This window comes from Tistrella sp. (assembly GCF_002684955.1).
GTDB classification, from domain to species: Bacteria; Pseudomonadota; Alphaproteobacteria; order Tistrellales; family Tistrellaceae; genus Tistrella; species Tistrella mobilis.
On sequence record NZ_NYWI01000034.1, the window covers coordinates 67,242 to 93,675 of the forward strand.

The window sequence follows — 26,434 nt, forward strand, 5'->3', positions numbered from 1 at the left end:
GATGCCCCCCTCCTCCACCAGCACCGCGATGGCGCCCTCGTCGTCTTCCATCTCCTCCCCCGCCGCGGCGCCGGCCGTGGCGGGGGAGAAGCCGCCCCTGCTTGAACTGGTCAATCTGTGGAAGCGGTTCGGCGACGGCCCGGCGCAGGTGACCGCGGTCTCGAACGTCAACCTGAAGATCCGCGAAGGCGAGTTCGTCTGCCTGGTCGGGCCATCGGGCTGCGGCAAATCCACCCTGTTCAACATGGTGGGCGGGCTGCTGCCGGCTGATGACGACGGCTCGATCCTGATGCATGGCCGGCCGATGGCCGATGGCGCCCTGCTGGGCAAGGTGTCGTTCATGCCGCAGCGCGATCTTCTGTTCGCCTGGCGCAATGTGGTCGACAACGCCATCCTGGGGCTGGAGGTGGAGGGCACGCCCAAGGCCGCCGCCCGCGCCAGGGCGCTGGAGATGCTGCCGGATTTCGGCCTGAAGGGCTTTGAGAAACACTATCCGCATCAGCTGTCGGGCGGCATGCGCCAGCGGGTGGCGCTGATGCGCACCTTCCTGTTCGAGCGCGACATGATCCTGCTCGACGAACCCTTCGGCGCGCTGGATGCGCTGACCCGGGCGATGATGCAGCGCTGGCTGCTCGACATCTGGGCGCGCTATCGGCGCACGGTGCTGTTCATCACCCACGACATCGACGAAGCGATCTTCCTGGGCGACCGGGTGGTGGTGATGACCGCCCGCCCCGGCACGATCAAATGCGACGAGGTGATCGAGCTGCCGCGCCCGCGCGATGCCGGCATCGTCACCTCGCCCGAATTCATCGACATCAAGCGCCGCCTGCTGGGCGCGATCGAGGAGGAGGCCCGCAAGAGCTTCGTCTCCACGACCGGGGGTGCGGGATGAGCGCCGCCCGGGCATCCGGCGGACCGGCGGCGCGGCTCTGGCAGGCGGTGCGGCTGCCGATCCTGACCGTCATCATCCTGGCCGTGCTCTGGGAGGGCGTCACCCGGATCTTCGCGGTCCCGGCCTCGTTCTTCCCGCCGTTGTCGGTGGTGCTGGCCGATGCCGCCTCGGTCTGGTCCTATCTGCTGCGCAGCACCGGCCGGACCTTCCTTGAAACCGTGCTGGGCTTCCTGACCGGATCGGCCTTCGGCATCTTCTGCGGCGTGGTCTTCGCCTATTCCCGCAATCTGGAGCGGGCGCTGTTTCCGCTGTTCGTGGTGTCGCAGACCTTCCCGGTCATCGCCTTCGGCGCGCTGGTGATCATCTGGTTCGGCAATACCATCCTGTCGAAGGTGATCATCGCCTTCTACGTGACCTTCTTCCCCGTCACCGTGAACACCCATCGCGGCCTGCTGGGCTGCGACCCGCAGAAGGTGGCGCTGATGAAGAGCTTCGGCGCCGGCGAGTGGACCATCTTCCGCAAGCTGCGCTTCCCCACCGCCCTGCCGGTGATCGCGGTGGCGCTCAGGCTCGGCATCTCGCTCAGCCTGATCGGCGCGATCGTGGGCGAATGGTTCGGCGACACGGTGGGGCTGGGCGTGATGCTGATCCAGGCGATGTACACCGAAGCCGTGCCGCGGCTCTGGGCGATCATCCTTGCCTGCGGCCTGCTGGGCTCCGCCCTCTATGCCGTGGTCTCCCTGTTCGAAAGGAAGTTCATATGGTGGCGGCAGGATTGAACATCGGCGCGGTTCTGCGCGAGCGGGTCCTGCCGGTGGTCCTGGGCCTGGCGGTCATCGGCGGCATCTGGGAGACCGCCATATGGGCCTTCGACGTGAAGCCCTATGTGCTGCCCTCGCTCACCGCCATCTTCGGCGCCACCATCGACGACCTGCCGATGATGCTGACCGCCCTGCAGGCGACGCTTTATGAAGCGGGCCTCGGCTATGCGCTCGGTACCGCCATCGGGGTGGGGCTGGCCATGCTGATGGTGTTTCTGCCGCCGGTCGAACGCGCGGTCATGCCGGTGGTGGTGGCGATCAATTCGGTGCCGGTGGTGGCCTATACCCCGCTCGCGCTGATCTGGCTGGGCATCGGCCCGGCTTCGAAGATCGCCATGGTCACGCTGGCGGTGGGGTTCGTGATCCTGGTCAACACGCTGCACGGGCTGAAGCGGCCGGAAGAGGCCTCGATCAATCTGATGCGCAGCTTCGGCGCCGGGCCGCTCACCATCATGATGAAGCTGCGGGTGCCGGCGGCCCTGCCCTCGGTTGTGAACGGGCTCCGAGTCGCGGTGGTCCGCGCGGTGCTGATCGCGATCGTGTCTGAAATGCTGGGCGCCTATGCCGGCATCGGCTGGGTGATCTTTCAGGCCACCCAGCAGGTGGATTTCCTGCTGGTCTGGGCCGGCGTGCTCACCGCATCGGTCGCCAGCATGATCCTGTACCTGCTGCTGGTCTGGGTCGACCGCAAGCTGGTCTGGTGGCAGTGATTTCCTGAAAACGAGGACATGATGTCCGTCTCCGACCATCCCGCGACCGAAGACGAGCTGCGCCGTCAGCTGGCCGCCTGCTATCGCCTCGTCGCCCATTTCGGCATGGACGACCTGATCTACAACCACATTTCCGCCCGGGTGCCGGGAAGCGATCACCACTTCCTGATCAACCCCTATGGCATGTTCTTCCGCGAGATCACGGCAAGCTCGCTGCTCAAGATCGATCTTGAGGGCAACAAGCTGTGCAATGGCGCGGGCGAGGTCAACCGGGCCGGGTTCGTGATCCATGCCGCCATTCACCGCGCCCGCGCCGATGCGATCTGCGTGCTGCATCTGCATTCGGACGCGGCAACCGCGGTTTCGGCCCTGCCCGAAGGGCTGCTGCCGGTCAGCCAGTTCGCCATGCATTTCCACAACCGAATCGGCATCCACCCCTATGAAGGCGTGGCGCTGGATCTGGAGGAACAGGACCGGCTGGTGGCCGATATCGGGCCGCACCGGGTGCTGCTGCTGCGCAATCACGGCTTCCTGACCGTGGGCCAGACGATCCCCGAGGCCTTCATGCTGGCCTATTACTTCGAACGCGCGGCCCGGATCCAGCTGAAGGCCCAGGCGGCCGCGGCGGCATCCGGCGGCAGCCTGGCCCTGCCGCCGCCCGAGGTCTCGGAAAAGGCCGCCCGCCAGTTCACCGAATTCGCCGGCGACATCAAACGCCCGGGCTTTCGCGAATGGCCGGGCTTCCTGCGCCTGCTCGACGACGTGGCCCCCGGCTACGCCGACTGACGACGACCGACAATTCCCCCACGTCTGCACGGAAGGATCAGTCTCATGGAGATCAAGGAACTCTCGCCCGTGATCGGCGTCGAGATCCTGGGCGTCGACGCCTCGGCGCCGATTTCCGATGCCATGGTCGCGGAGATGCGCGACCTGCTGAACACGCATTCGGTGCTGCTGCTGCGCGGCCAGAACCTGACCGAGGCCCAGCACGTCGCCTTCTCGCGCCATTTCGGCGATCTGCAGATCCACGTGCTGACCCAGTACCTGACGACGGCACATCCCGAAATCTATGTGCTGTCGAACGTCAAGGAAGCCGGCCGCTCGATCGGCAACCACAAGGAGGGCTGGAACTGGCACTCCGACTGGTCCTATCTGGAGATCCCCTGCTTCGGATCCGTGCTCTACGCCCGCGAATGCCCGCCGGAAGGCGCCGACACCCTGTTCTCGTCGATGCATGCCGCCTGGGAGGCGCTCGACCCCGAGATGCAGGCGAAGATCCGCCATCTGAAGGCGGTGCATTCCTATGCCGGCTATTACGACAAGGCCTTCGGCGATCGCGAGCCGCTGACCGATGCCCAGCGCGCCGCCACCCCGGATGTCGTGCACCCGGTGGTGCGCACCCATCCCGAGACCGGCCGGCTGTCGCTCTATGTGGGCGAGGATATCGTGAAGGAGATCCTGGACCTGCCGGCGGACGAGGCGGCAGCCCTGCTCGCCACGCTCAACGCCCATGCGATTTCCGACGAATTCGTCTACCGCCACAAATGGCAGGAAGGCGATCTGCTGATCTGGGACAACCGCTGCACCATGCACAAGGCGACCCCCTATGACGACGTGAAGTACCGGCGGATCATGCACCGGACCACGATCAAGGGGACCGACCGGCCGGTCTGACCGGCCGGGTCCACCCGCCGCAGAAGCTGCGCCGCATGCCGCCCCGTTCGCCCGGACGGGGCGGCATCTGCGTCTCTGCCCATATGTGACAATTGCCTGCATTTTAGGCGTCTGATCATTCAATGAGCGTGCACCATGCTGCACCGCCGTGGCCGACCAGGGTTTTTCGGGTGAGTTTTCCGTGACTTCCGAAATTGGCGCGAAGTTTGCCTTAAGGGGCGGTGGCCGCGTCCGGGCCTGTCCGGCCCGCCGATGAAGACCGACTTTCGACCGCTTCGCAGTCATGCAGTTCCTCGAGGACCAGGGGATAGTAATGAAGCACCTGAAAACCCTACTCGCTGCGGCGCCCGCCCTCGCCTTGTCGGCGCTGCCGGCCTGGGCGCAGGATGCGGCACCCGCAGCCGCAGAGGCGGCCACCGAGGCCGCCGTGACGATGGACAAGGGCGATACCGCCTGGATGATGGTCTCCACCATCCTGGTCCTCTTCATGATCCTGCCGGGTCTGGCACTGTTCTATGGCGGCCTGGTACGCGCCAAGAACATGCTCTCGGTGCTGATGCAGTGCACCATGATCACCGGCGTGGTGATCATCGTCTGGACGCTCTGGGGCTATTCGATGGCCTTCGGCGATGCCCCCAGCATGTTCTGGGGCGGGCTCGACAAGGCCTTCCTCGCCGGCGTCACCATGGACAGCGTCGCCGCCACCTTCACCGACGGCGTGGTGATCCCGGAATACGTGTTCATCTGCTTCCAGATGACCTTCGCCTGCATCACCCCGGCGCTGATCGTCGGCGCCTTCGCCGAGCGCATGCGCTTCACGGCGGTGGTGCTGTTCGTCATCCTGTGGGTCACCTTCGTCTACTTCCCGATCGCCCACATGGTGTGGGATTCGGACGGCATGCTCTTCGCCTGGGGCGCGCTGGATTTCGCCGGCGGCACGGTCGTGCACATCAATGCCGGCATCGCGGGCCTGGTGGGCTGCATCATGGTCGGCAAGCGCACCGGTCTCGGCCGTGACATGATGGCCCCGCATTCGATGACGCTGACCATGGTCGGTGCTTCGATCCTGTGGGTCGGCTGGTTCGGCTTCAACGCCGGTTCCAACCTGGAAGCCACCGGCGGTGCAGCACTTGCCATGATCAACACCTTCACCGCCACCGCCGGCGCGCTGGTCGCCTGGGTGGTGATCGAAAGCCTCGCCCGCGGCAAGGCCTCGATGCTGGGCGCCGCCTCGGGCATCGTCGCCGGCCTGGTCGCCGTCACCCCGGCCGCCGGCCTGATCGGCCCGGTGGGCGCGATCGTGCTCGGCATCATCGCCTCGGCGATCTGCTACTTCTTCGTGACCGTGGTGAAGAACAAGCTTGGCTATGACGACAGCCTGGACGTGTTCGGCGTGCACGGCATCGGCGGCATCGTCGGCGCGGTCGGCACCGGCGTGTTCACCAGCGCGTCGCTCGGCGGCATCGGCTATGCCGACGGCGTGACCATGGCCGACCAGGTCTGGACCCAGATCCTGGCCGTGCTGGTCACCATCGCCTGGTCGGGCATCGGCAGCCTGATCCTCTACAAGATCGTCGATCTGATCGTCGGCCTGCGGGTCAGCAAGGAATCCGAGACCGAGGGCCTGGACCTGTCCAGCCACGGCGAGGCCGCCTATCACAACTGATCCCGCCGCCCCGCCAGGGGCTGGTCAGTACAACCGGAACCCCCGCCATCCATCGGACGGCGGGGGTTTTTGTCAGGGCCGCAGCATCACCTTCACGCAGCCATCGGCCTTGTCGCGGAAGGTGGCGTAGAGATCGGGCCCGGCGTCCAGCCCGGCCTGATGGGTGACGACGAAAGAGGGATCGAAGCGGCCCGAGGTGATCAGCTCCATCAGCCGCGGCAGATAGCGCTGCACCGGCGTCTGGGCCATGCGGAAGGTCAGGCCGCGATTGATCGCCGAGCCCATCGGGATCTTGTCGAGCAGCCCGCCATAGACGCCCACGATCGAGACCGTGCCGAAATTGCGGCAGCACTGGATCGCCTGACGCAGCACATGCGGCCGGTCGGTGCCCATGAAAGCTGCGACCTTCACCCGGTCGATCACGGCATCAAGCCCGCTTCTGGTCTCGGGCTCGGTGCCGACCGCGTCGATACAGGCATCAGCGCCGCGGCCGCGGGTCAGTTCCTGAACCCGGTCGTAGATGTCCTCGGCCATGAAGTCGAGCGTCAGCGCCCCGGCGGCCTGCGCCATGGCCAGACGCTCGGGCACGGTGTCGATGGCGATCACCCGGCCGGCCCCCAGCAGAAAGGCGCTGCGGATCGCCATCTGCCCGACCGGCCCGCAGCCCCAGACGGCAATGGTGTCGTCGGGCTGGATGTCGCAGAACTCGGCCGCCATATAACCGGTGGGGAAGATGTCCGACAGGAACAGCGCCTGTTCATCGGGCATGCCGTCCGGCACCCGGATCGGCCCGATATCGGCATAGGGCACGCGCAGATATTCCGCCTGCCCCCCGGCATAGCCGCCCAGCAGGTGGGAGTAGCCGAACAGCCCCGCCGGGGACTGCCCCCAGAGCTTCTTCGCATCGGCCGCATTGGGGTTGGAGCGCTCGCAGCCCGAGAAGAAACCCCGCCGGCAGAAGAAGCATTCGCCGCAGGAGATGGTGAACGGCACCACCACCCGATCGCCGACCGACAGCGCCTGATTGTCGCGCCCGACCTCTACCACCTCGCCCATCGCTTCATGCCCCAGCACGTCGCCATGATGCATCGACGGCATCACCCCGTCGAAGAGATGCAGGTCCGATCCGCAGATCGCGCAGGAGCTGACGCGGATGATCGCGTCCCGGCCGTGTTCGATGGCGGGATCGGGAACGGTTTCGCAGCGGATATCGCCCTTGCCGTGCCAGGTGAGCGCCTTCATCTCGACCTCGTTTCGCGTTGAACGAGGGGCGCGGCCGACCCGCGCCCCGTTGGACGACAACGACGCGCCGGACCGGCTGTTCCCGGGCCGCCCCTGCCGGGCGATACTGCAGATGCGAAAGCCGTTGACAGCGCCCACGCCACGGCCTGGAGTGGAGCATGCCCCCGCGAGATCGCCCCATCCGCACCCGCCATCATCCGGACCCCCATGCCCAACCTGCTCTCCCCCCTGCCGCCCCGCTCGATCGACGAGGCCTTCACCGAGATCCTGACCCGCCCCGGCATCCGCATCGAGCGGATCGTGTCGTGGGGCCAGGCCACGCCCGAGGGGGAGTGGGACGATCAGGGCTGGGATGAATGGGTGCTGCTGCTGACCGGATCGGCCGGGCTGCTGATCGAGGGCCAGGGCGAAACCGTGCTCGGCCCGGGCGACCATGTGATGCTGCCCGCCCGGCTGCGCCACCGGGTCAGCTGGACGGACGACCATCAGCCGACGGTGTGGCTGGCGGTACATCTGGGCACCGAGATGGCGGGCAGCGAGGGGGCGGGGTAAGGTTCAGCCGACGCTGCGACCAAGGAGGACATCATGCCGACCCCTGCCGCCCCCCATCCGCTTGCCCGCATTCTGCTCGCCACCGATCTCAGCGCCCGCAGCGATCGGGCGCTCGACCGGGCGGTGGCGCTGGCCCGCGAGACCGGGGCGGCGCTGACGGTGCTGCATGTGAGCGAGGCCGACGCTGCCGAAGAGATCGGCACCGAAGACCGGCTGCGACAGGCCGAAGCCCGGCTGCTGGCCGATCTGCCGGCGGCCGTGCTGGCCGAGATCGGCGCCCCGTCCGGCCCCGTCACCATCCGCACCCGGGTGGCGGATGGCGACCCGGCGGCGGTGATCCGCCGGATCGCCGAAGACGACGGCTTCGATCTGATCGTCACCGGCCTTGCCCGCAGCGAGCCCCTGGGCCGGCTGCTGCTGGGCGATACGGTGGACCGGCTGCTGCGCCGATCGGCCGTGCCGGTGCTGGTGGTGCGGCGGCGGGCGACCGGCCCCTATCGCCGGATGCTGATCGCCACCGATCTTTCGGCCCCTGCCCGCCGGGCGGCCGAGGCGGCGCTGACCCTGCTGCCCGAGGTGCCGGCCACGGTGATCCACGCCTTCGAGACCCCGTTTCAGAAGATCTCGACCGATCCGGCCGTTCAGATCCGCGCGCATGGCGATACCGCGGCACGCCGGCTGACGGATGAAATCGACGCGCTGGCGGTGCCGACCGCCCGGCTCGACGGGCTGACGCGCATCGTGCTGCCCGGGCCGGCAGATGATGCGGTGGCGACCGAACTGGCCCGCGACCATGCCGATCTGGTGGTGCTGGGCACCCGCGGCCAGGGTGTGGTGGCCGAGGCGGTGCTGGGCAGCATGGCCAAACGCATCCTGGCGAGGGTGGAGCCCGACGTTCTGGTCGTGCCGCGCGGCCACTGATCGGCGGCCGCCGTCAAGCGGCGGCGCGGCGCATGTAAACCACCATTTGCAGCGCAGAATTCGCGACATGAAACACGGTATGTGACCTTCGCTTCATATGGTTAAAAATCAGGAAATCCGGGGCGTAAAGCATCATCTGGCGCACAGCTTAACAGCCGTTGTGTGACGATCAGGCTTTACTGTTGCGTGATGCAAAGCTTTGGTGAAGGATGATGAGGCACGGGCCTCGACAGGCCCGTGTTGACCCCTGTCCGACATATCCTTCCCGGGACGTCCTTACGATGATGCAGCGCGGCTCCACCGCCCGTCTGGTTCTTCTTGCCGCCACGCTTGCGGCGACCCTCGGCCTGGCGGGCACCGCCGGCGCGGTGGCGCAGAGCGCGCCCGCCGCAAAGCCGGCCGATGCCCCCGCCGAACCGCAGAAGGTGGACGGCTCGGCCCCGGCCTGGACGGTGACCTGCGTGTCGCGCGGACGCGCCGTCGCGGCCGACTGCACCATGGAGCAGCGGCTGTTCAACAGCGATAACGGCCAGCTGATGTCGGTGGCGGTGGTCAGCGTGCCGGGCGAAAGCCGCAAGCCGGAACTGGTGCTGCAGCTGCCGACCGGCCTGACCCTGACCGAGCCCGTGACCCTGGCGGTGGATGACGCCACGCCGGTGCCGGTGACCGTGCGGTCCTGTGACGGCCGCGGCTGCTTCGCGGCCCTGCCGCTCAGCAACGATCTTCTGAAAGCGATGCGCGCCGGCAAGGTGATGTCGGTCCGCGCCGTCGCCGGCAACGGCGCCGTGCTGACCTTCCCCCATATGCTGATCGATTTCACCGCCGCCTTCGACGCGGTGAAGTGAGTTCAGAGGCCCGCCCGGTACGACCGGGCGATTGCAGACGACAGACCTGAACGGCGGCGGCACTGACCGCCGGGCCGACGACACGAGAGGCAAGACCGATGGCGAAGTCGGGTTCCTTCCTGAATTGCGGGAACATGACGGCCATCGGGGCCCTCCTCGGTCTCGGCGTCACGGGATGCCTGATCACGGGAGCTATGATCACGGCCGGGCCGGCATTTGCCGGCAATGCCGAGGTCTCGACCGGGCCGGCCTATTATTATGTCAACCAGCAGCCCTCGCCCGGCACCGGATCCAAGGGATCGAACGCCAGCTTCAACGGCTTCAGCTGCGACAAGCCCGATAGTGGCGGCCAGGGCCCGACCGGTACCGCCGTGACCGCGACCGTCACGCCCGACATCTCCACCACCACCGCCTATGGCGGCACGCTGGTGGTCGCCGGCAGCACCGGCGGCACGGGTGGTACCGGTGGTTCCGACAAGACCGGCGTCTGCGGCAATGGCCGCGGCGGCGGCACCGGCGGCACCGGCGGTGCCGTCACCGTCACGCTCAACGGCACCAGTTCCGCCACCTACCCGATCGCGAACACCACCGTCGTCGCCTACAGCCAGGGCGGCACCGGCGGCACCGGCGGCAACACCAACGATCCCGGCGCCCATGGCGGTGACGGCGGGTCGGGCGGTGCCGGCGGCACGGTCACCGTCACCAACAACATGGCGCTGAACATCCAGGGCGGCTCATCGTCGCTGGGCATCGTGGCGCAGAGCGCCGGCGGCCAGGGCGGCGATGGCGGCAACAACAATGGCGGCCTCTGGGGCAATGGCGGCGACGGCGTGCCCGGCGGTGCCGGCGGCAATGTCACCATCACCAACAATGCCGCGATCACCACCGCGGCCGGCACCCCGCTCGCCGCCCAGTCGATCGGCGGTTTCGGCGGCGATGGCGGCAGCAGCAACGGCACCTTCGGCGGCTATAGCGGCGGCGGCGGCTATGGCGGCAATGCCGGGCTGGTCACGATCAACAATATCGGCGTGCTGACGGTCGGCAGCGCCGCGAACCCCTCGGCCGCGGCCGGTGCAACCGCGATCTATGCCCAGTCGGTCGGCGGCGGCGGCGGCAATGCCGGTGTCGCGGCCGGGCTGGTGGCGCTGGGTGCCGATGGCGGCAGGGCCGGATCGGGCAGCCTGGTCACGGTCAACAATTCCAGCACCATCACCGCCTATGGCCCATCCTCGGTCGGCATCTTCGCCCAGTCGGTGGGCGGCGCCGGCGGCAGCGGCGGCATGGCCTTCTCGGCTTCAGGCAGCAGCGCGTCGGTCGCGGTCGGCGGATCGGGCGGCGATGGCGGATCGGGCGGGTCGGTGGCGGTGAACAACACCGCCGATATCTGCACCGGCAATGGCTGCATCCCCTCGCTCGCCACCACCCCCGTCACCACCGACTCGGCCGGCGGTGCCGTCGGCGTGCTGGCGCAGTCGGTGGGCGGCGGCGGCGGTGTCGGCGGCATGGGGCTCTCGGGCTCAGGCTCGGGCCTCGCCTTCGCGGTCGGCGGCTCGGGCGGCGGCGGCGGCAATGCCGGTTCGGTCGCCGTGCTCAGCACCGGTTCGATCACGACGGTCGAGGTGAACTCGGCCGGTATCCTCGCCCAGTCGGTGGGCGGCGGCGGCGGTGTCGGCGGCGGTGCCGTGGCGCTCTCGGCCAGTTCGGGGCAAAGCGCCTCGCTCTCCCATGGCGGATCGGGTGGCGATGGCGGCTCGGCCGGGTCGGTCGCGATCAACTGCAACAGCTTCAGCGGCGATTCCTCCGCCGCCGGCGCCTGCAGCGGTCAGGGCCGGCTTTCCGGGCTGACCATGGGCAAGACCATCTCGACCGTCGGCGACGGCTCCTCGGCGATCGCCGGCCAGTCGATCGGCGGTGGCGGCGGTTCGGGCGGCTATGCGGTTTCGCTGGCAGCCGGCTTCCAGGGCAGTTTCGCGCTGTCTTACGGCGGCAAGGGTGGCAAGGGCGGCAATGGCGGCCAGGTCTATGTCAGCCCCAACGGCATCACGCTGACCACCACCGGCGTCGGCGCCTCGGCCCTGGTCGGCCAGTCGATCGGCGGCGGTGGCGGTGGCGGCGGCTCGACGGTCGATGCCAGCCTGGCGGTCGCGAACAGCGCCCTCAGCTTCGGCGTCGGCGGATCCGGCGGCGCCGCGGGTGCCGGCAGCACGGTGATCGTCGAGAACACCGGCAGCGTCATCACCACCTCGGGCGACAGCTCGCACGGCATTCTGGCCCAGTCCATCGGCGGCGGCGGCGGGTCCGGCGGCTCGGCGCTGGGGCTTTCGGCCAGCCCGCAGCTGGCGGTGTCGCTGGGCGTGGGTGGTTCGGGCGGGGCCGGCGGTGCCGCGGGCGCGGTCACCGCCCACAATTATGCCGCAAACAGCAGCCAGACCGCCGCGATCACCACCTACGGCTACGGCGCGAGCGCCATTCTGGCGCAGTCGATCGGCGGTGGCGGCGGCAATGGCGGCTATACCACCTCGGGCGCGCTCAGCTATTCCAGCGGCGCCTCGGCCGCGATCGGCGGTGCCGGCGGCAGCGGCAATAACGGCGGCACGGTTTCCGTGGTGAATACCGGGCTGATCAACACCTATGGCGGCGGTGCCGCGGCGATCGCCGCCCAGTCGATCGGCGGCGGCGGCGGCTCGGGCGGCTATGCGGTCGCAGGTTCGATCAGCGGCTCGGTTTCGGCCAATATCGGCGCCGGCGGGAGCGGCGCCTCGGGCGGCGCCGGTGGCGCGGTTACCCTGGTCAACCAGGCGGCGGTCAACGTGTCTGCCGCCAGCACCGGCAATGCCCCTGCCCTTCTGGCGCAGTCCATCGGCGGCGGTGGCGGCTCGGGCGGCTTCTCGGGTGCCGCCGGTCTCAGCTCGAACGGCACCGCCAGCATGGCGGTGGGCGGCGGCGGCGGCAATGGCGGCACCGGCGGCACGGTCACCGTCGACAATTATTCGGCCCTCACCGTCACCGGCCCACTCTCGCCCGGCGTGGTCGCCCAGTCGATGGGCGGCAATGGCGGCTCGGGCGGTTTCGCCATCGCCGGCTCCTTCGGCGAAAGCGGCGCGGTCTCGGCCGCGATCGGCGGCGGCGGCGGCAAGGGCGGCCGCGCCAGCCAGGTGACCGTCACCATCCAGGGCGGCGGGCGGGTCTCGACCACCGGCCATCAGTCTGCCGGCGTTCTGGCCCAGTCGATCGGCGGTGCCGGCGGCAATGGCGGCTGGGACATCGCCGGCAGCCTGGGCGGGCTGGGTTCGGCCGGCGTCAGCCTGGGCGGCAGCGGCGGCGGCGGCGGTGCCGCGGGCGGCGTGACCATTGCCACCTACGACACCATCACCACCACCGGGCTTCTGTCCCACGGCATCGTGGCGCAGTCGATCGGCGGCAGCGGCGGTCTCGGCGGCTTCAGCGCCGGGGCTGCCGGTTCGACCATCGCGGCCCCGGCCGTCGCGGTCGGCGGCTATGGCGGCAGCGGCGGCACCGGCGGTACGGTCACGGTCAACACCTATACCGGCATTTCGACCGCCGGCGATCTTGCCGCGGCGATCATCGCCCAGTCGATCGGCGGCACCGGCGGCAGCGGTGGCGCCGCCTATTCCGGCTCGATCTCGACCGGCAACCCGGCCTCGAAGATCTCGGTCGGTGCGGCCGGTGCCACCGGCGGCAGCGGCGGGTCGGGCCAGAATGGCGGCGCGGTCTCGGTGACGGTCGCCAACAACCTGGTCACCAGCGGGTTCGATGCCTATGGCATCATCGCCCAGTCGATCGGCGGCGGCGGCGGCAATGGCGGCAATGCCTCGGCCTTCGCGGCCTCGGCCTCGGGCGGCGGCGAGAACTCCCAGAGCGGTTCGGCCTCGGTCGCGATCGGCGGGTCGGGTGCGGCCGGCGGCAATGCCGGCGCGGTCGCCGTCACGCTGACCGGCAGCATCCAGACCGGCATGGCCGGCGTCGCGCCGGGCAATCCGGGCGCCGGCGACCGCTCGGTCGCCATCCTGGCGCAGTCGGTGGGCGGCAGCGGCGGCAATGGCGGATCGGCCTATGCCAATGCGATTTCGGGCACGGGCGCCATTTCGGTCGCAGTCGGCGGCGGCGGCGGCACCGGCGGGACCGGCGGCAAGGTCACCGTCTGCGGCAATGTCAGCTCGGGCAGCTGCAGCAATCCCTGGGGCGGCGTTACCGCCACCGGCGGCAGCATTCTGACCTATGGCAACCATGCAAGCGCGATCTATGCCCAGTCGGTGGGCGGCGGCGGCGGCCGCGGCGGCTATTCGGAAAGCAGTGCGTCCAGCAACAAATACGCCGCCTCGCTGGCGGTGGGCGGCTTCGGCGGCGGCGGCGGCAATGCCGATGCGGTGACGGTGGTTGCCGGCGGCACGCTCGCCACCACCGGTGCCGGGTCGACCGCGATCTTCGCCCAGTCGGTGGGCGGTGGCGGCGGCGATGGCGGCACGGCCACCGCTTCGGCCACCGGCCAGCAGGGCGGCGCGCTGGATGGCGGTGTCGCGGCCTATACCGGCACCGGCTTCGCCCAGCAGACCAATACCGGTGCGGCGGTCGCGACGGCCGCCCAGTTCTCGCAGAGCGGCCCGGCCGCTTCAACCGACGAGGAAGCCGATAACGGCGTCGGCGCCTCGCTCGCCATCGGCGGTGCCGGCGGCAAGGCCGGCAATGGCGGCGCCGTGCTGGTCAGCAGCGTCGCCACCATCACCACCTCGGGCATGCTGTCGAACGGCATCACCGCCCAGTCGGTGGGCGGCGGCGGCGGCAATGGCGGCTCTGCCACCACCAATGCGGCCGGCGGCAATTATGCGGGGTCGATCAGCCTGGGCGGCACCGGCGGCGGCGGCGGCGCCGGATCGACCGCAACGGTCGTGAACACCGGCAGCATCACCACCAGCGGCCTGCAATCGGCGGCGATCTTCGCCCAGTCGGTGGGCGGCGGCGGCGGCAATGGCGGTGCCGCCTCCAGCACCGTCGAAAGCGGCGGATCGGGCGCGCTCTCCTTCGGGCTCGGCGGATCGGGCGGCGGCGGCGGTGCGGCCAATCTGGTCACCGTGCTGAATTTCGGCACGCTCAGGACCACGGGCATCAATTCGGCCGGCATCTTCGCCCAGTCGGTGGGCGGCGGCGGCGGCAATGGCGGCGGGGCGACCACGGCCGCGACCGCGGCCCCGGCCTCGGATGAAGACGAAGAAGATGGCTCAACCAGCGCCTCCACAGGCGCCGTGCCGACCTCGGGCTCCGGCCAGTCGAACAGCAGCCACAATTCGGCCTCGGCCGGCAAGACCGGCTCCACTTCTCAGGGCAGCCAGGCGGGTGCCGATGGCGGCTATGCCGCCGGCCTCGCGATCGGCGGATCGGGCGGCGGCGGTGCGGCCGGCGGCGGCATCGTGGTCACCAACTCGGCCAGCATCACCACCGGCACCTCCGACGGCAAGGGCGGCCTCAACTCCCAGGCGATCTTCGCCCAGTCGGTCGGCGGCGGCGGCGGCAATGGCGGCTCGGCCAGTTCCAATGCCGATGCCGGCAAGGCCAGCGTCGCCCTCTCCATGGGCGGCACCGGCGGCGGTGCCGGCGCGGGCGGTGCGGTGAATGTCGGCCTCGGTGGCGGCACGCTCACCACCTATGGCGCCAATGCGGCGGCGGTCTATGCCCAGTCGGTGGGTGGCGGCGGCGGCAATGGCGGCTCGTCCAGCTCCACCACCGGCTCGGGCGGCTCGGCCTCGGTGGCGCTCGGCCTCGGCGGATCGGGCGCCGGGGGCGGCGCCGGCGGCAGCGTGAATGTCTGCGGCAGCATTTCGAACAACATCTGCAACAACGATCAGGCGCACCCCACCTCGATCACCACCTGGGGCGATCTCTCCTACGGTATCTATGTCCAGTCGGTGGGTGGCGGCGGCGGCAATGGCGGCGCGGTCACCACCTCGGCCACCGCCGGCCAGGCGGATGACAGCGAACCCGGCGCCAGCGTCTCCAGCGGCTCCACCGGTACCTCTGCCTCCACCTCCAAGGGTGTGGCGATGTCGGCCGGCCTCGGCGGATCGGGCGGCGGCGGCGGGTCCGGTGGCACGGTTTCGGTGAACAGCGCCACGACCATCCAGACCGCGGGCGCCCATGCGACCGCGATCTACGCCCAGTCGGTGGGCGGCGGCGGTGGCACCGGCGCCTCGGCCACCACCAATGCCAATAGCGGCGCCTATGCCACCAGTTTCGCGCTCGGTGGATCGGGCGGCAATGGCGGGGCCGGCGGCGCCGTCTACGTCGTGAATGACGGCACGCTCGCCACATACGGCTTCCTCTCGCACGGCATCTTTGCCCAGTCGGTCGGCGGCGGCGGCGGCGATGCCGGCGGCGCATCCTCAACCTCCGCCCAGGGGGGTGAAGCCTCGCTCGCCATGGCCCTCGGCGGATCGGGCGGCGGCGGTCAGAACGGCCAGGGCGTCACGGTCACCAGCCGCGGCGTGATCACCACCGCGGCCGGCGCCTCGCATGCGATCGTCGCTCAGTCGGTGGGCGGCGGCGGCCTCGGCGGCTCGGCCCAGTCCAGCGCGTCGGGCGGTAAGATCTCGGCGCCGGTCCCCCTCGGCGGCGGCGGCGGCATTTCGGGCTCGGGCGGAACCGTCAGCGTTTACATCACCCGCGACATCACCGCCTCGGGCATCGGCAGCGGTGCGGTCATCGCCCAGTCGATCGGCGGCGGCGGCGGCATTTCCGACATCATCGACATCACCAGCGCCACCCGCGCTTCGGCCTCAGCCACCCTCGCCCTCGGCTCGTCGTCGAGCAGTTCCGGCGACGGCGGCAAGATCCTGGTCAGCACCGGCGGCGGCACCTCGGCGCTGATCCAGACCGGCGGCGACAATGCCAGCGCCCTGGTGGTGCAGTCGATCGGCGGCGGCGGCGGTATCGCAACCTTCAGCGCCGGCAAGATCTCGGGCGCGGTTTCGCCCACCTTCACCCTCGGCGCCAGCCGGGGCGGCGGCAGCGGCGGCACCAGTGCGGCCGATGCGGTGATGCTGACCCTGGGCGACAACGGCGGCACCACCTCGATCGAAACCTGGGGCCGCAATTCGATGGGTGTCGCCGTCCAGTCGATCGGCAGCGGCGGCGGCATCGCCGGCTTCGCGACCACCTCGGCCGGCAGCACCACGGCCACGGCGCAGCTCGGCCAGTCGGGCGGCGGCGGCAACGGCCGCGCGGTCACCCTGTCGGGCACGGCCAGCATCATCACCCATGCCGACAATGCGATCGGCGCAGTGGTCCAGTCCGTCACCGGCGGCGGCGGTGTCGCCCTCGCCGCCGCCGGCTCCGGTGCCATCTTCTCGGGCAGCACGCGGCTCGGCGCCACCGGTGGCGGCACGGGTGACGGCGGCACGGTGAACGTCAACCTGACCGGCGGGCGGATCGTCACCAACGGCTTCAACGCCCATGGTCTGGTCGCCCAGTCGATCGCGGGCGGCGGCGGGATTTCCGGCATCCGCACCACCAGCCTCACGCTCGGCGGCGTGGTGGCCGGCTATGGCAACATGGTCACGGTCGCCAGCTCGTCGGCCATCACCACTTATGGTACCTCGGCCTCGGGCATCATCGCCCAGTCGATCGGCGGCGGCGGTGGTATCGCGACCAGCGACGGCCAGGTCAACTTCGTCGGCGCGCCCAGCGGATCGAATTCCCGCCAGGTCCTGGTCACCACCACCGGGGCCGGCGCGGTGCAGACTCAAGGGGCCACCTCTTTCGGCATCCTGGCGCAGTCGATCGGCGGTGGCGGCGGTGCGGTCTTCGGGCCGAACCGGCTGCTCGACGCCAATTTCGGCGCCTCGATCGCCTATGCCGAGAGTGTCGGCGTCGATGTCGGCGCCAATGTCATCACGACGGGTATGGCCTCGGTCGCCGTGCTCGGCCAGTCGATCGGCGGCGGCGGCGGCGTGGTCGCCTCCACCGCGTCGGATGCCGGTTTCACCTCTTATGCGGTCGGGCTGAACGGCGCCAATGCCAGCGGGCTGAATGCCGGCACCATGTCCATCACCACCCGCAATCAGACCATCGCCACCGCCGGCGCCAATGCCGCCGCCGTGGTCGGCCAGTCGATCGGCGCGGGCGGGACCTTCTTCAGCCAGGCCAATACCGCCAGCCAGGGCGCGGTCAGCGTCACGGCCTATCTGGGCACCGCCAACGGCAGCGGCAATGGCGGCGTGGACCAGGCCGATGCGATCAGGATCGCCCTCGGCACGGGCGGTGTCACCACCATCGATACCTCGGGGGCCAATGCCTTCGGCGCGGTCGCCCAGGCGGTCGGCGGCGGCGGCGGCATCATCGCAATTTCCAACCAGGCGACCGGCGGCACCGTCGGCACCGCCATTCTGGGCCAGCGCGGCGGCAGCGGCAGCGGCATGGCCACCACGCTGACGGGGACCGCCAACATCGTGACCCGCGGCACCAATGCCCTGGGCGCCGTTGCGCAATCGATCAGCAATGGTGGCGGTATTCTGGCGGTTTCGGGCCAGTCGGGCGCGGCCTTCACCGGCAATGTCACGCTTGGTGCCACCGCCGGCGGCGGCAGCAACGGCCGGACGGTCACCGTGAACCTGACCAATGGCAGCATCGCCACCGGCGGCGCCTATGCCCATGGCCTGGTGGCGCAGTCCATTGCCGGCGGCGGCGGCATTTCGGGCCTGCTGACCAATGACGTGAAATTCGGCGGCGTGGTGGCCGGCAATGGCGGCGCCGTCAGCGTTGCCAGCTCGTCGGCGATCACCACCTATGGCACGGCCGCCGCGGGCATCGTCGCCCAGTCGATCGGCGGCGGTGGCGGGCTTGCCATCGGCACCGGCGCCGTCACCTTCGCCAATACGCCCAGCGGGTCGAATGCCAGCCAGGTGACCGTCACCACCACCGGCGGCGGCGCGGTCCAGACTCAGGGGGCGACCTCCTTCGGCATCCTGGCGCAGTCGGTGGGCGGCGGTGGTGGCGCGATCTTCGGGCCGACGGCCCTCCTCAGCACCAATCTCGGCACCGGCATCGGCTATGGCGGCAATATCGGCATCGATGCGGGCGCCAATGTCATCACCTCGGGCACGGGCTCGGTCGCCATCCTGGGTCAGTCGATCGGCGGCGGCGGCGGCGTGATCGCCTCCACCACCGCGAATGCCGGCTTCGTCAATTACGGGACGGGGCTGAACAGCGCCGGTAACGGCAATCTGAACGCCGGCACCGTCGCCGTCACCACCCGCAACCAGACCATCGCGACCTCGGGCGCCAATGCCGCAGCCGTGGTGGGCCAGGCGGTGGGTGCCAGCGGGGTGTTCTTCACCCAGGCGAACAGCGCCAGCCAGGGCGCGGTCAATGTCACCGGCTATCTGGGCACCGTCAGTGCCGGCGGCAATGGCGGCGCGGATGTCGCCGACGCGATCAAGGTCACCCTCGGTGCCGGTGGTCTCACCACCATCGACACCTCGGGCGCCAATGCCTTCGGGGCGATCGCCCAGTCGGTGGGCGGCGGTGGCGGCATCGTCGCGATTGCCACCCAGGCGACCGGCGGCACGGTCAAGGGCGCCATTCTGGGCCAGCGCGGCGGCAGCGGCACGGGCCTTGCCACCACGCTGACCGGCACCGCGAATATCGTGACCCGCGGCACCAATGCGCTGGGCGCGGTCGCCCAGTCGATCAGCACCGGCGGCGGCATCTTCGTGGTGTCGGGCCAGTCGGGGGCGGCCTTCACCGGCAATATCCGGCTGGGCGCCACCGGCGGCAACGGCAGCGATACCCGTGCGGTGAATGTCAACCTGTCGGGCGGCAGCATCGCCACCGGCGGCGCCTATGCCCATGGTCTGGTGGCCCAGTCCATCGCCGGCGGCGGCGGCATTTCCGGCGTGCTCACCAATGATGTGACGCTGGGCGGCGTGCTGGCCGGCAAGGGCGGCACGGTCGCCGTCTCCAGTTCGGCAGCCGTCACCACCTATGGCACGGCGGCGGCCGGCATCGTCGCCCAGTCGATCGGCGGCGGCGGCGGGCTTGCCATCGGCACCGGCGCCGTCACCTTCGCCAATACGCCCAGCGGGTCGAATGCCAGCCAGGTGACCGTCACGACTTCCGGCGGCGGCGCGGTTCAAACCCAGGGTGCCACCTCTTTCGGCATTCTGGCGCAGTCGATCGGCGGCGGCGGCGGCGCGATCTTCGGGCCGACGTCTCTCCTCAGCACCAATCTCGGCACCGGCATCGGCTATGCCGGCAATATCGCCGTCGATGCGGGGGCGAACGTCGTCACCTCGGGCGCGGGCTCGGTCGCGATCCTGGGTCAGTCGATCGGCGGCGGCGGCGGCGTGATCGCCTCCACTACCGCGAATGACGGCTTCGTCAATTACGGGACGGGGCTGAACAGCGCCGGTAACGGCAATCTGAACGCCGGCACCGTCGCCGTCACCACCCACAACCAGACCATCGCGACCTCGGGCGTGAACGCCGCAGCCGTGGTCGGCCAGTCGGTGGGCGCCGGCGGCGTGTACTTCACCCAGGCCAATACCGTCAGCCAGGGTACGATCAACGTCAGCGGCTATCTGGGCACGGTCAGTGCGGGTGGCAATGGCGGCGCCAATGTCGCCGATGCGATCAAGGTGACGCTGGGTGCAGGTGGTGTGACCACCATCGACACCTCGGGCGCCAATGCCTTCGGCGCGGTCGCCCAATCGGTGGGCGGCGGCGGCGGCATCGTCGCCATCTCCACCCGCGCAAATTATGGCAACGTCAAGGGCGTGCAGCTCGGCCAGCGCGGCGGCAACGGCATGGGCATGGCGACCACGGTGACGGGCGCCGCCAGCATCGTCACCCGCGGCAACAACGCCTTCGGCATCGTCGCGCAGTCGGTCAGCAATGGCGGCGGCATCCTGGCCGTCGCGACCCCCGGGCTGGAGTTCTTCACCGGCACGGCAATCCTCGGCGCCCGCGGCGGCAGCGGCAACAATGCCGGCAATGCCACCGTCAACCTCTCGGGCGGCGGCGGCATCACCACCACCGGCGTGTTTGCCCATGGCATCGTCGCCCAGTCGATCGCGGGCGGCGGCGGCATCTCGACGGTGAACACCGATACGGTGCAGATGGGCGGCGGCACGGCCGGCATCGCCGGGGTCGCCAGCGTCACGGCGCTGGCACCGGTTGCGACGTCCGGCATCGGCGCCAGCGCCATCGTCGCCCAGTCGATCGGCGGCGGCGGCGGCCTGGCGCTCACCAGCTACAATGCCCAGTTCATCAGCACGACCGGCGGCAGCGATGCCAGCACGGTCGGGGTCACCACCACCGGCAATGGCTGGCTGCAGACCACCGGCAATCTGGGCTTCGGCATCCTGGCCCAGTCGATCGGCGGCGGCGGCAGTGCCTTCATGGCCCCCAATCACGGCGTCATCGCCAGCTTCGGCGCCTCGGCTGCCTATGCGGGCGGGGTCTATGTCGATGCCGGGGCGAATGTGGTGACCACCGGCCAGGGCTCCACCGCCATTCTGGCCCAGTCGGTGGGCGGCGGCGGCGGCGTCATCGCCTCCAGCTTCGCCGATGCCGCCTATACCAGCTATGTCGCCAATGTCTATGGCAGCAGCGGCGGCAGCGATTACGGCAGCAATGTCGCGGTCACCACCCATGGCCAGACCATCGCAACCGGCGGCGCCAATGCCGCGGCGGTGATCGCCCAGTCGGTGGGCGCCAGCGGCGTGTATTACGCCCAGACCAACACCGCCGCCCAGGGCAGCATCCATGCCACCTTCAACCTGGGCAGCGGGCTCGGCAGCGGCAATGGCGGTGTCAGCCAGAGCGATTCGGTCAAAGTGACGCTGGGCAGCGGCGGCGCCACCACCATCGACACCTCGGGCGCCAATGCCTTCGGCGTGGTCGCACAGTCGGTGGGTGCCGGCGGCGGCATCTATGCCATCGCCACCCAGTCGACCGGCGGGTCGATCGACAGCAGCCGGCTCGGCGCCCGTGGCGGCGGCGGTGTCGGCCTCGCCACCACCGTCACCGGGGCGGCGAACATCACCACCCGCGGCACCAATGCGCTGGGCGTGGTCGCGCAGTCGATCAGCGGCGGCGGCGGCATCGCCGTGGTCGCCGGCCAGTCGGGCAGCACGGGCTATTCGGGGCCGGTGACGCTCGGCACCTATACTGGCGGCGGCGGCAATGGCGGGGTGGTCAATGTCAACCTCACCGGCGGCAGCATCACCACCGGCGGCGTCTTCGCCCCGGGCCTGGTGGCGCAGTCGATCGCCGCTGGCGGCGGCATTTCGGGCGTTCACAGCAGCGGGGTCTATCTGGGCGGCTATGTCGCCGGCAACGGCAACACGGTCACCGTCAGCAGCGGTGCAGCCATCGGCACCATCGGCAATGCTTCGGCCGGCATTGTCGCCCAGTCGATCGGCGGCGGCGGTGGCCTGGCCCTCGCCAATGGCGGCAATGCCGTCATCCTGAACGCGCCCAGCGGCTCCAACGCCTCACAGGTGAGGGTCACCACCACCGGCAGCGGATCGGTCCAGACTCAAGGGACCACCGCCTTCGGCATTCTGGCCCAGTCGATCGGCGGTGCCGGCGGCGCGGTGTTCAGCCCCGTCAACCAGGCGACCGCCAGCTTCGGCACCGGCATCGCCTATGGCGGCAGCATCGTCATCGACACGGCGGCGAATGTCGTCACCTCGGGCGCCGGCTCGGCCGGCATCGTCGGCCAGTCGATCGGCGGTGGCGGCGGCGTGATCGCCTCGGCCTTCTCGAACGCCAACGTCACCAGCTATGGCGTTACCCTGAACGCCGCCAATGCCAGCGGGCTGAACGGCAACACCGTCGCCGTCACCACCCGCACCCAGACCATCGCAACCGCCGGCGCCAATGGCGCGGGCGTCATCGCCCAGTCGATGGGCGCCGGCGGCACCTATTTCACCCAGGCCAATGCCGCCTCGCAGGGGGCGGTGCACACCGCGATCAATCTCGGCACCTCGGTCGGAAAGGGCGACGGCGGCCAGAACGTCACCTATTCCACCAACGTCACCCTGGGCGCCAGCGGTGTCACCACCATCGATACCTCGGGTGCCAATGCCTATGGCGTGGTCGGCCAGTCGATCGGCGGCGGCGGCGGCATCGTCTCCATCGCCACCCAGTCGACAGGCGGCTGGATCGATGCCGGCATCATCGGCCAGCGCGGCGGCGGCGGATCGGCCATGCCGACCAGCGTCAGCGGCACCGCGAACATCGTCACCCGCGGCACCAATGCCGCTGGCGTGATCGTGCAGTCGATCTCGGGCGGCGGCGGCGTCGCCAGCCTGTCCTCTCAGTCCGGCGCCTGGTTCTCGGGCATGGTGACGCTCGGCGCCACCGGCGGCAGCGGCGCCAATGCCAACACCGCCTATGGCTATCTGGCGGCCGGCAGCGTCACCACCAGCGGCGCTTTCGCCCCCGGCCTGGTGGTGCAGTCGATCGCGGGCGGCGGCGGCATTGCGGGCATCCATACCGATGCCGTCCGCCTGGGCGGGCCGCTCAACGGCAATGGCGGCACGGTCTCGGCAACAAGCTCGGCGCTGATCACCACCTATAGCGGCGCCTCGCCCGGCATCGTCGCTCAATCGATCGGCGGCGGCGGCGGTCTCGCCCATGGCGCCGGTCAGGTCTATTTCAACTCGGCCGTCAGCGGCTCCAATGCCGGCAATGTCTGGCTCACCACCGGCACCGGCGGCACGGTTCAGACCGTCGGCAGCGTGTCCTATGGCATCCTCGCCCAATCGATCGGCGGTGCCGGCGGTGCGGTGTTCTCGGAATACCGCCAGCTCTCGGCCAATTTCGGCTCGGCCATCGCCTATGGCAGCGCCGTGACGCTGAACGTGCCGACCAGCGTCATCACCAACGGCGTCGGCTCCACCGCCATCCTGGCCCAGTCGGTGGGCGGCGGCGGCGGCGTGGTCGCCTCGGTCTTCACCGATGCCAATGTCACCAATTATGGCATCGGCAATATGGGCGGCGGCGGCAGCAATCTGAACGGCGGCGCCGTCTCCATCACCACCCAGAACCAGACCATCGCCACGACGGCAGCCAATGCAACGGCCGTGGTCGCACAGTCGGTGGGCAACAACGGCATCTTCTTCACCCAGACCAACACCGCCGCCCAGTCCTCGGCCTCGGTCAACCTGCAGCTCGGCGCGGTGCGCGGTTCGGGCAATGGCGGGCCGTCGCAGAATGATGCGGTGGCGGGTTATCTGGGCAATGCGGTCATCCAGACCTCGGGCGCCAATTCGCTCGGCGTGCTGGTGCAGTCGGTGGGCGGCGGCGGCGGCTTCGCCTCGATCGCAACCCAGGCCTCGGGCGGCAGCATCAATGCCCGCCTCGGCCAGCAGGGCGGCGCGGGTTCCGCCCAGGACATCACCATCACCGGCGCGCCCAAAGTGCTGACCCAGGGCGTCAACGCGGCCGGCGTGGTCGCCCAAGCGATCACCGGCGGCGGCGGCGTGATGGCGGTGTCCGGCACCAGCGGTGCGGTCTTCTCGGGCAGCGTCTATCTGGGCGGCACGGGCGGCGGCACCAGCGGCAATGCCGCGGTCTCCATGACCCTCAGCGGCGGCAGCATCCAGACCGGCGGCAGCTTCGCGCCGGGCCTGGTCGCCCAGGTGATCTCGGGCGGCGGCGGCCTCTCGGCCATCAACGCCACCTCGGTCAATCTGGGCGGGACGGTCGCCAGCAAGTCGAACACCCTGACGGTGACCAATGGCGCAGCCATCACCACCACCGGTGCCGCCTCTCCCGGTCTCGTCGCCCAGTCGATCGGCGGCGGCGGCGGTCTGGCGCTGGCTGCCACCGGCGCCAGCGTCCGGGTCGGCAACAAGGCGAGCGGCGCCGACGGCAGCAACATCACCATCACCAGCAACGGCCAGATCTACACCACCGGCGTGAACTCCTTCGGCATTCTGGCGCAGAGCGTCGGCTCCGGCGGCGGCACGGTGCTCACCACCGGCGGCACGGTCTCGGCGGCGGCCAATGCGTCGAGCAAGGCCAGCGCCGGCAGTGTGACGGTGGGCGTCAACGCACCCATCACCACCACCGGGGCGGGTGCCCATGGCGTGGTCGCCCAGTCCGCGGCCGGCGGCGGCGGCATCGTCACCAACGGCACCACCACCCTGTTCCTGTCGGGCAATGGCGGCGGCAGCAGCCACGCCGTCTCGGTCTATGTCTACGCCCCGATCACGGTCAGCGGCGCCGGTGCCAGCGCGGTGGTGGCGCATTCCACCACCGACCCGGTGGTGGAGATTGCCGAAGGCGTGGTGGTCACCGGCGCGGCCGACGGCCATGCCCTGCTGCTCGACGGTCCGATCAACGAGGTCACCAATGCCGGCACGCTGCAGACCTTCGCCGGCGGCGACGGACTGGTGATCGACAGCCGGATCGGCGACACCACCGTCACCAACAAGGGCACGCTGACCGGCAGCATCAAGCTCAGCGACGGCGGCGCCAATCTGCTGACCAACCAGGCCGGCGGCACGATCAACTCGGGGGCGAGCATCGACCTGGGCGGCACCGGCAGCTTCGTCAATCACGGCCGGCTGCAATCGGCGACCGCGGGCGTGGTCACGACCACGATCAATGGCGGCTTCACCCAGTCTGCCGATGGCGAGCTGCAGCTGCGCGTCGATCATGCGACCGGCAAGGCCGACGGGCTGCACATCACCGGCGCTGCCAGCATGGACGGCAAGCTGTCGCTCGCCACGATCAACAGCGGTTCGGTGAAGCCGGGCCGGCTGGCGATCGCCGATGTCCTGGTCTCGGATACCGGGCTGGCCGCGGGCAATCTGCAGCTTTCGGCCCCCGCCAGCGCGATCCTGAGCTACAGCCTGACCAACACCGATGGCCGGCTGGGCATCCAGGCCGATGCCGATTTCACGCCCGAGGGCCTCAGCGGCTTCGGCCGGCGGATCGGTGAGCTGCTGGGCCGGGTCCAGAGCGAGGCGGCCTCGGAATATTCCAAGGCGATCACCGCCGGGCTGGTCTCGATCAGCGACACGGCGACCCTCGATCGCGGCTATCGCAGCGTCGGCGATACGGGGGCGGCCAGCGTGCCCCAGAGCATGCTCACCGCCAGCACGCGCGCCATGCAGACGGTGACCGGCCGGCTCGACAGCTGGCGGATGGGGGCGGCAGCGGCGGCCCCCGGCAGCCGGGAGGCGGCGCTCGACCAGACGGCGACGATGTCCGAGGGTGGCAATACGGCCGGAGGACGGGCCTGGATGACGCCGGAAGGCGCCTATGAAACCGGCGGCGGTTTCGACGGGCATTATTTCGGCACCACCATCGGTATCGATGGCGGCGCCGATGACGGCAGCTTCCTGGTCGGCGGCGCCTTCACCTATGGCGAGACCAGCTACGACCTGGACGGGCTCTCGGCCAGCGGCACCGGCAAGCAGTACGGGGTGAGCGTCTATGGTCTGCGTCGCTTCGGCGAGGCCTATGCCTCGGTCATCGGCTATGCCGCGACGGGCGATACCCGCTACACCCGCGATCTGCGCTTCCTGGGCATGCCCCGCGCGGCCGTGACCCGTTTCGACGGCACCACGCTGGGTGCGCGGCTGGAGGTGGGCTATGCCCTGCCCTTGGCCGCCGGGCTGAAAATCACCCCCTTCGCGGCGGTGGAGCCGACCCGTCTGCATCTGGACGAGGCCCGCGACAGCTTCGGCAATGGCGGCGGCGTGGTCTACGAGGCCTCGGACACGATCTCGATGCCGATGACGCTGGGCTTCCAGATCGGCGGCCCGGTGACGTTCGAGGACGGCAGCCGGATCGAGCCCTTCTTCCGCGCCGGCTGGAAGCACGAATTCCGGCCCGAGCGCGACATCACCCGCCATCTGGCCGAACTGCCCGGGATCGGCTTCCAGGGCAGCGATGTCGAGGTGCCGGAAGATGCCGCCGTGCTCAGGGCCGGTGTGCAGTATCGCCTGGACGAGGATTTCGACCTGCAGCTGAGCGTCGACTCCGAGCTGTCGGAAGAACGCCGCTCGGTCGGCGGGACCCTGTCGCTGCGCTATCGCTGGTAGCGGGTGCGCCTGGACCGATAGCAAAACCTCTGA

General features: G+C 70.0%; 11 protein-coding genes. 10 read left to right on the forward strand and 1 reads right to left on the reverse strand.

Annotated elements, in window-relative coordinates; translation table 11 throughout:
- Position 1: 1 nt before the first annotated feature.
- The 6 genes from CMO28_RS11090 (at position 2) to CMO28_RS11115 (ending at position 5,766) form a co-directional block, all read left to right on the forward strand.
- The gene (locus tag CMO28_RS11090) at positions 2 to 895 is read left to right on the forward strand and encodes an ABC transporter ATP-binding protein (protein WP_322111335.1); all 894 of its coding nucleotides are present in this window, start codon (positions 2 to 4) and stop codon (positions 893 to 895) included.
- A complete protein-coding gene (locus CMO28_RS11095) occupies positions 892 to 1,674 on the forward strand; it encodes an ABC transporter permease (RefSeq protein WP_296713398.1) in 783 nt (260 codons plus the stop codon). The genes CMO28_RS11090 and CMO28_RS11095 overlap by 4 nt, the downstream gene beginning before the upstream one ends.
- On the forward strand, positions 1,656 to 2,426 hold the full coding sequence (locus CMO28_RS11100) for an ABC transporter permease (RefSeq protein WP_296713400.1): 771 nt from the start codon (positions 1,656 to 1,658) through the stop codon (positions 2,424 to 2,426). Before CMO28_RS11095 ends, CMO28_RS11100 begins: the two co-directional genes overlap by 19 nt.
- Positions 2,427 to 2,447: 21 nt before the next feature.
- Entirely contained in the window at positions 2,448 to 3,212 is a 765-nt protein-coding gene (locus CMO28_RS11105) for a class II aldolase/adducin family protein (protein WP_322111336.1), read from the forward strand.
- A 45-nt stretch (positions 3,213 to 3,257) separates the two neighbouring features.
- On the forward strand, positions 3,258 to 4,100 hold the full coding sequence (locus tag CMO28_RS11110) for a TauD/TfdA dioxygenase family protein (RefSeq protein WP_296713405.1): 843 nt from the start codon (positions 3,258 to 3,260) through the stop codon (positions 4,098 to 4,100).
- Between the two features lie 313 nt (positions 4,101 to 4,413).
- Complete coding sequence (locus CMO28_RS11115) at positions 4,414 to 5,766, forward strand: ammonium transporter (RefSeq protein WP_062764332.1); 1,353 nt, start codon at positions 4,414 to 4,416, stop codon at positions 5,764 to 5,766.
- A gap of 72 nt (positions 5,767 to 5,838) precedes the next feature.
- On the opposite strand, the gene CMO28_RS11120 is transcribed toward CMO28_RS11115, so the two are convergent.
- A complete protein-coding gene (locus tag CMO28_RS11120; protein WP_296713408.1) occupies positions 5,839 to 7,008 on the reverse strand; it encodes a zinc-dependent alcohol dehydrogenase in 1,170 nt (389 codons plus the stop codon).
- A gap of 207 nt (positions 7,009 to 7,215) precedes the next feature.
- Between CMO28_RS11120 and CMO28_RS11125 the strand changes: the two genes are divergently transcribed.
- The 4 genes from CMO28_RS11125 (at position 7,216) to CMO28_RS11140 (ending at position 26,401) form a co-directional block, all read left to right on the forward strand.
- On the forward strand, positions 7,216 to 7,560 hold the full coding sequence (locus CMO28_RS11125; protein WP_296713409.1) for a cupin domain-containing protein: 345 nt from the start codon (positions 7,216 to 7,218) through the stop codon (positions 7,558 to 7,560).
- Positions 7,561 to 7,593: 33 nt separating this feature from the next.
- Positions 7,594 to 8,481, forward strand: a complete 888-nt coding sequence (locus CMO28_RS11130; RefSeq protein ID WP_296713412.1) for a universal stress protein — start codon at positions 7,594 to 7,596, stop codon at positions 8,479 to 8,481.
- A 281-nt stretch (positions 8,482 to 8,762) separates the two neighbouring features.
- The gene (locus CMO28_RS11135) at positions 8,763 to 9,326 is read left to right on the forward strand and encodes an invasion associated locus B family protein (protein ID WP_296713414.1); all 564 of its coding nucleotides are present in this window, start codon (positions 8,763 to 8,765) and stop codon (positions 9,324 to 9,326) included.
- A gap of 194 nt (positions 9,327 to 9,520) precedes the next feature.
- Positions 9,521 to 26,401, forward strand: a complete 16,881-nt coding sequence (locus tag CMO28_RS11140) for an autotransporter outer membrane beta-barrel domain-containing protein (RefSeq protein ID WP_296713416.1) — start codon at positions 9,521 to 9,523, stop codon at positions 26,399 to 26,401.
- Positions 26,402 to 26,434: the final 33 nt, after the last annotated feature.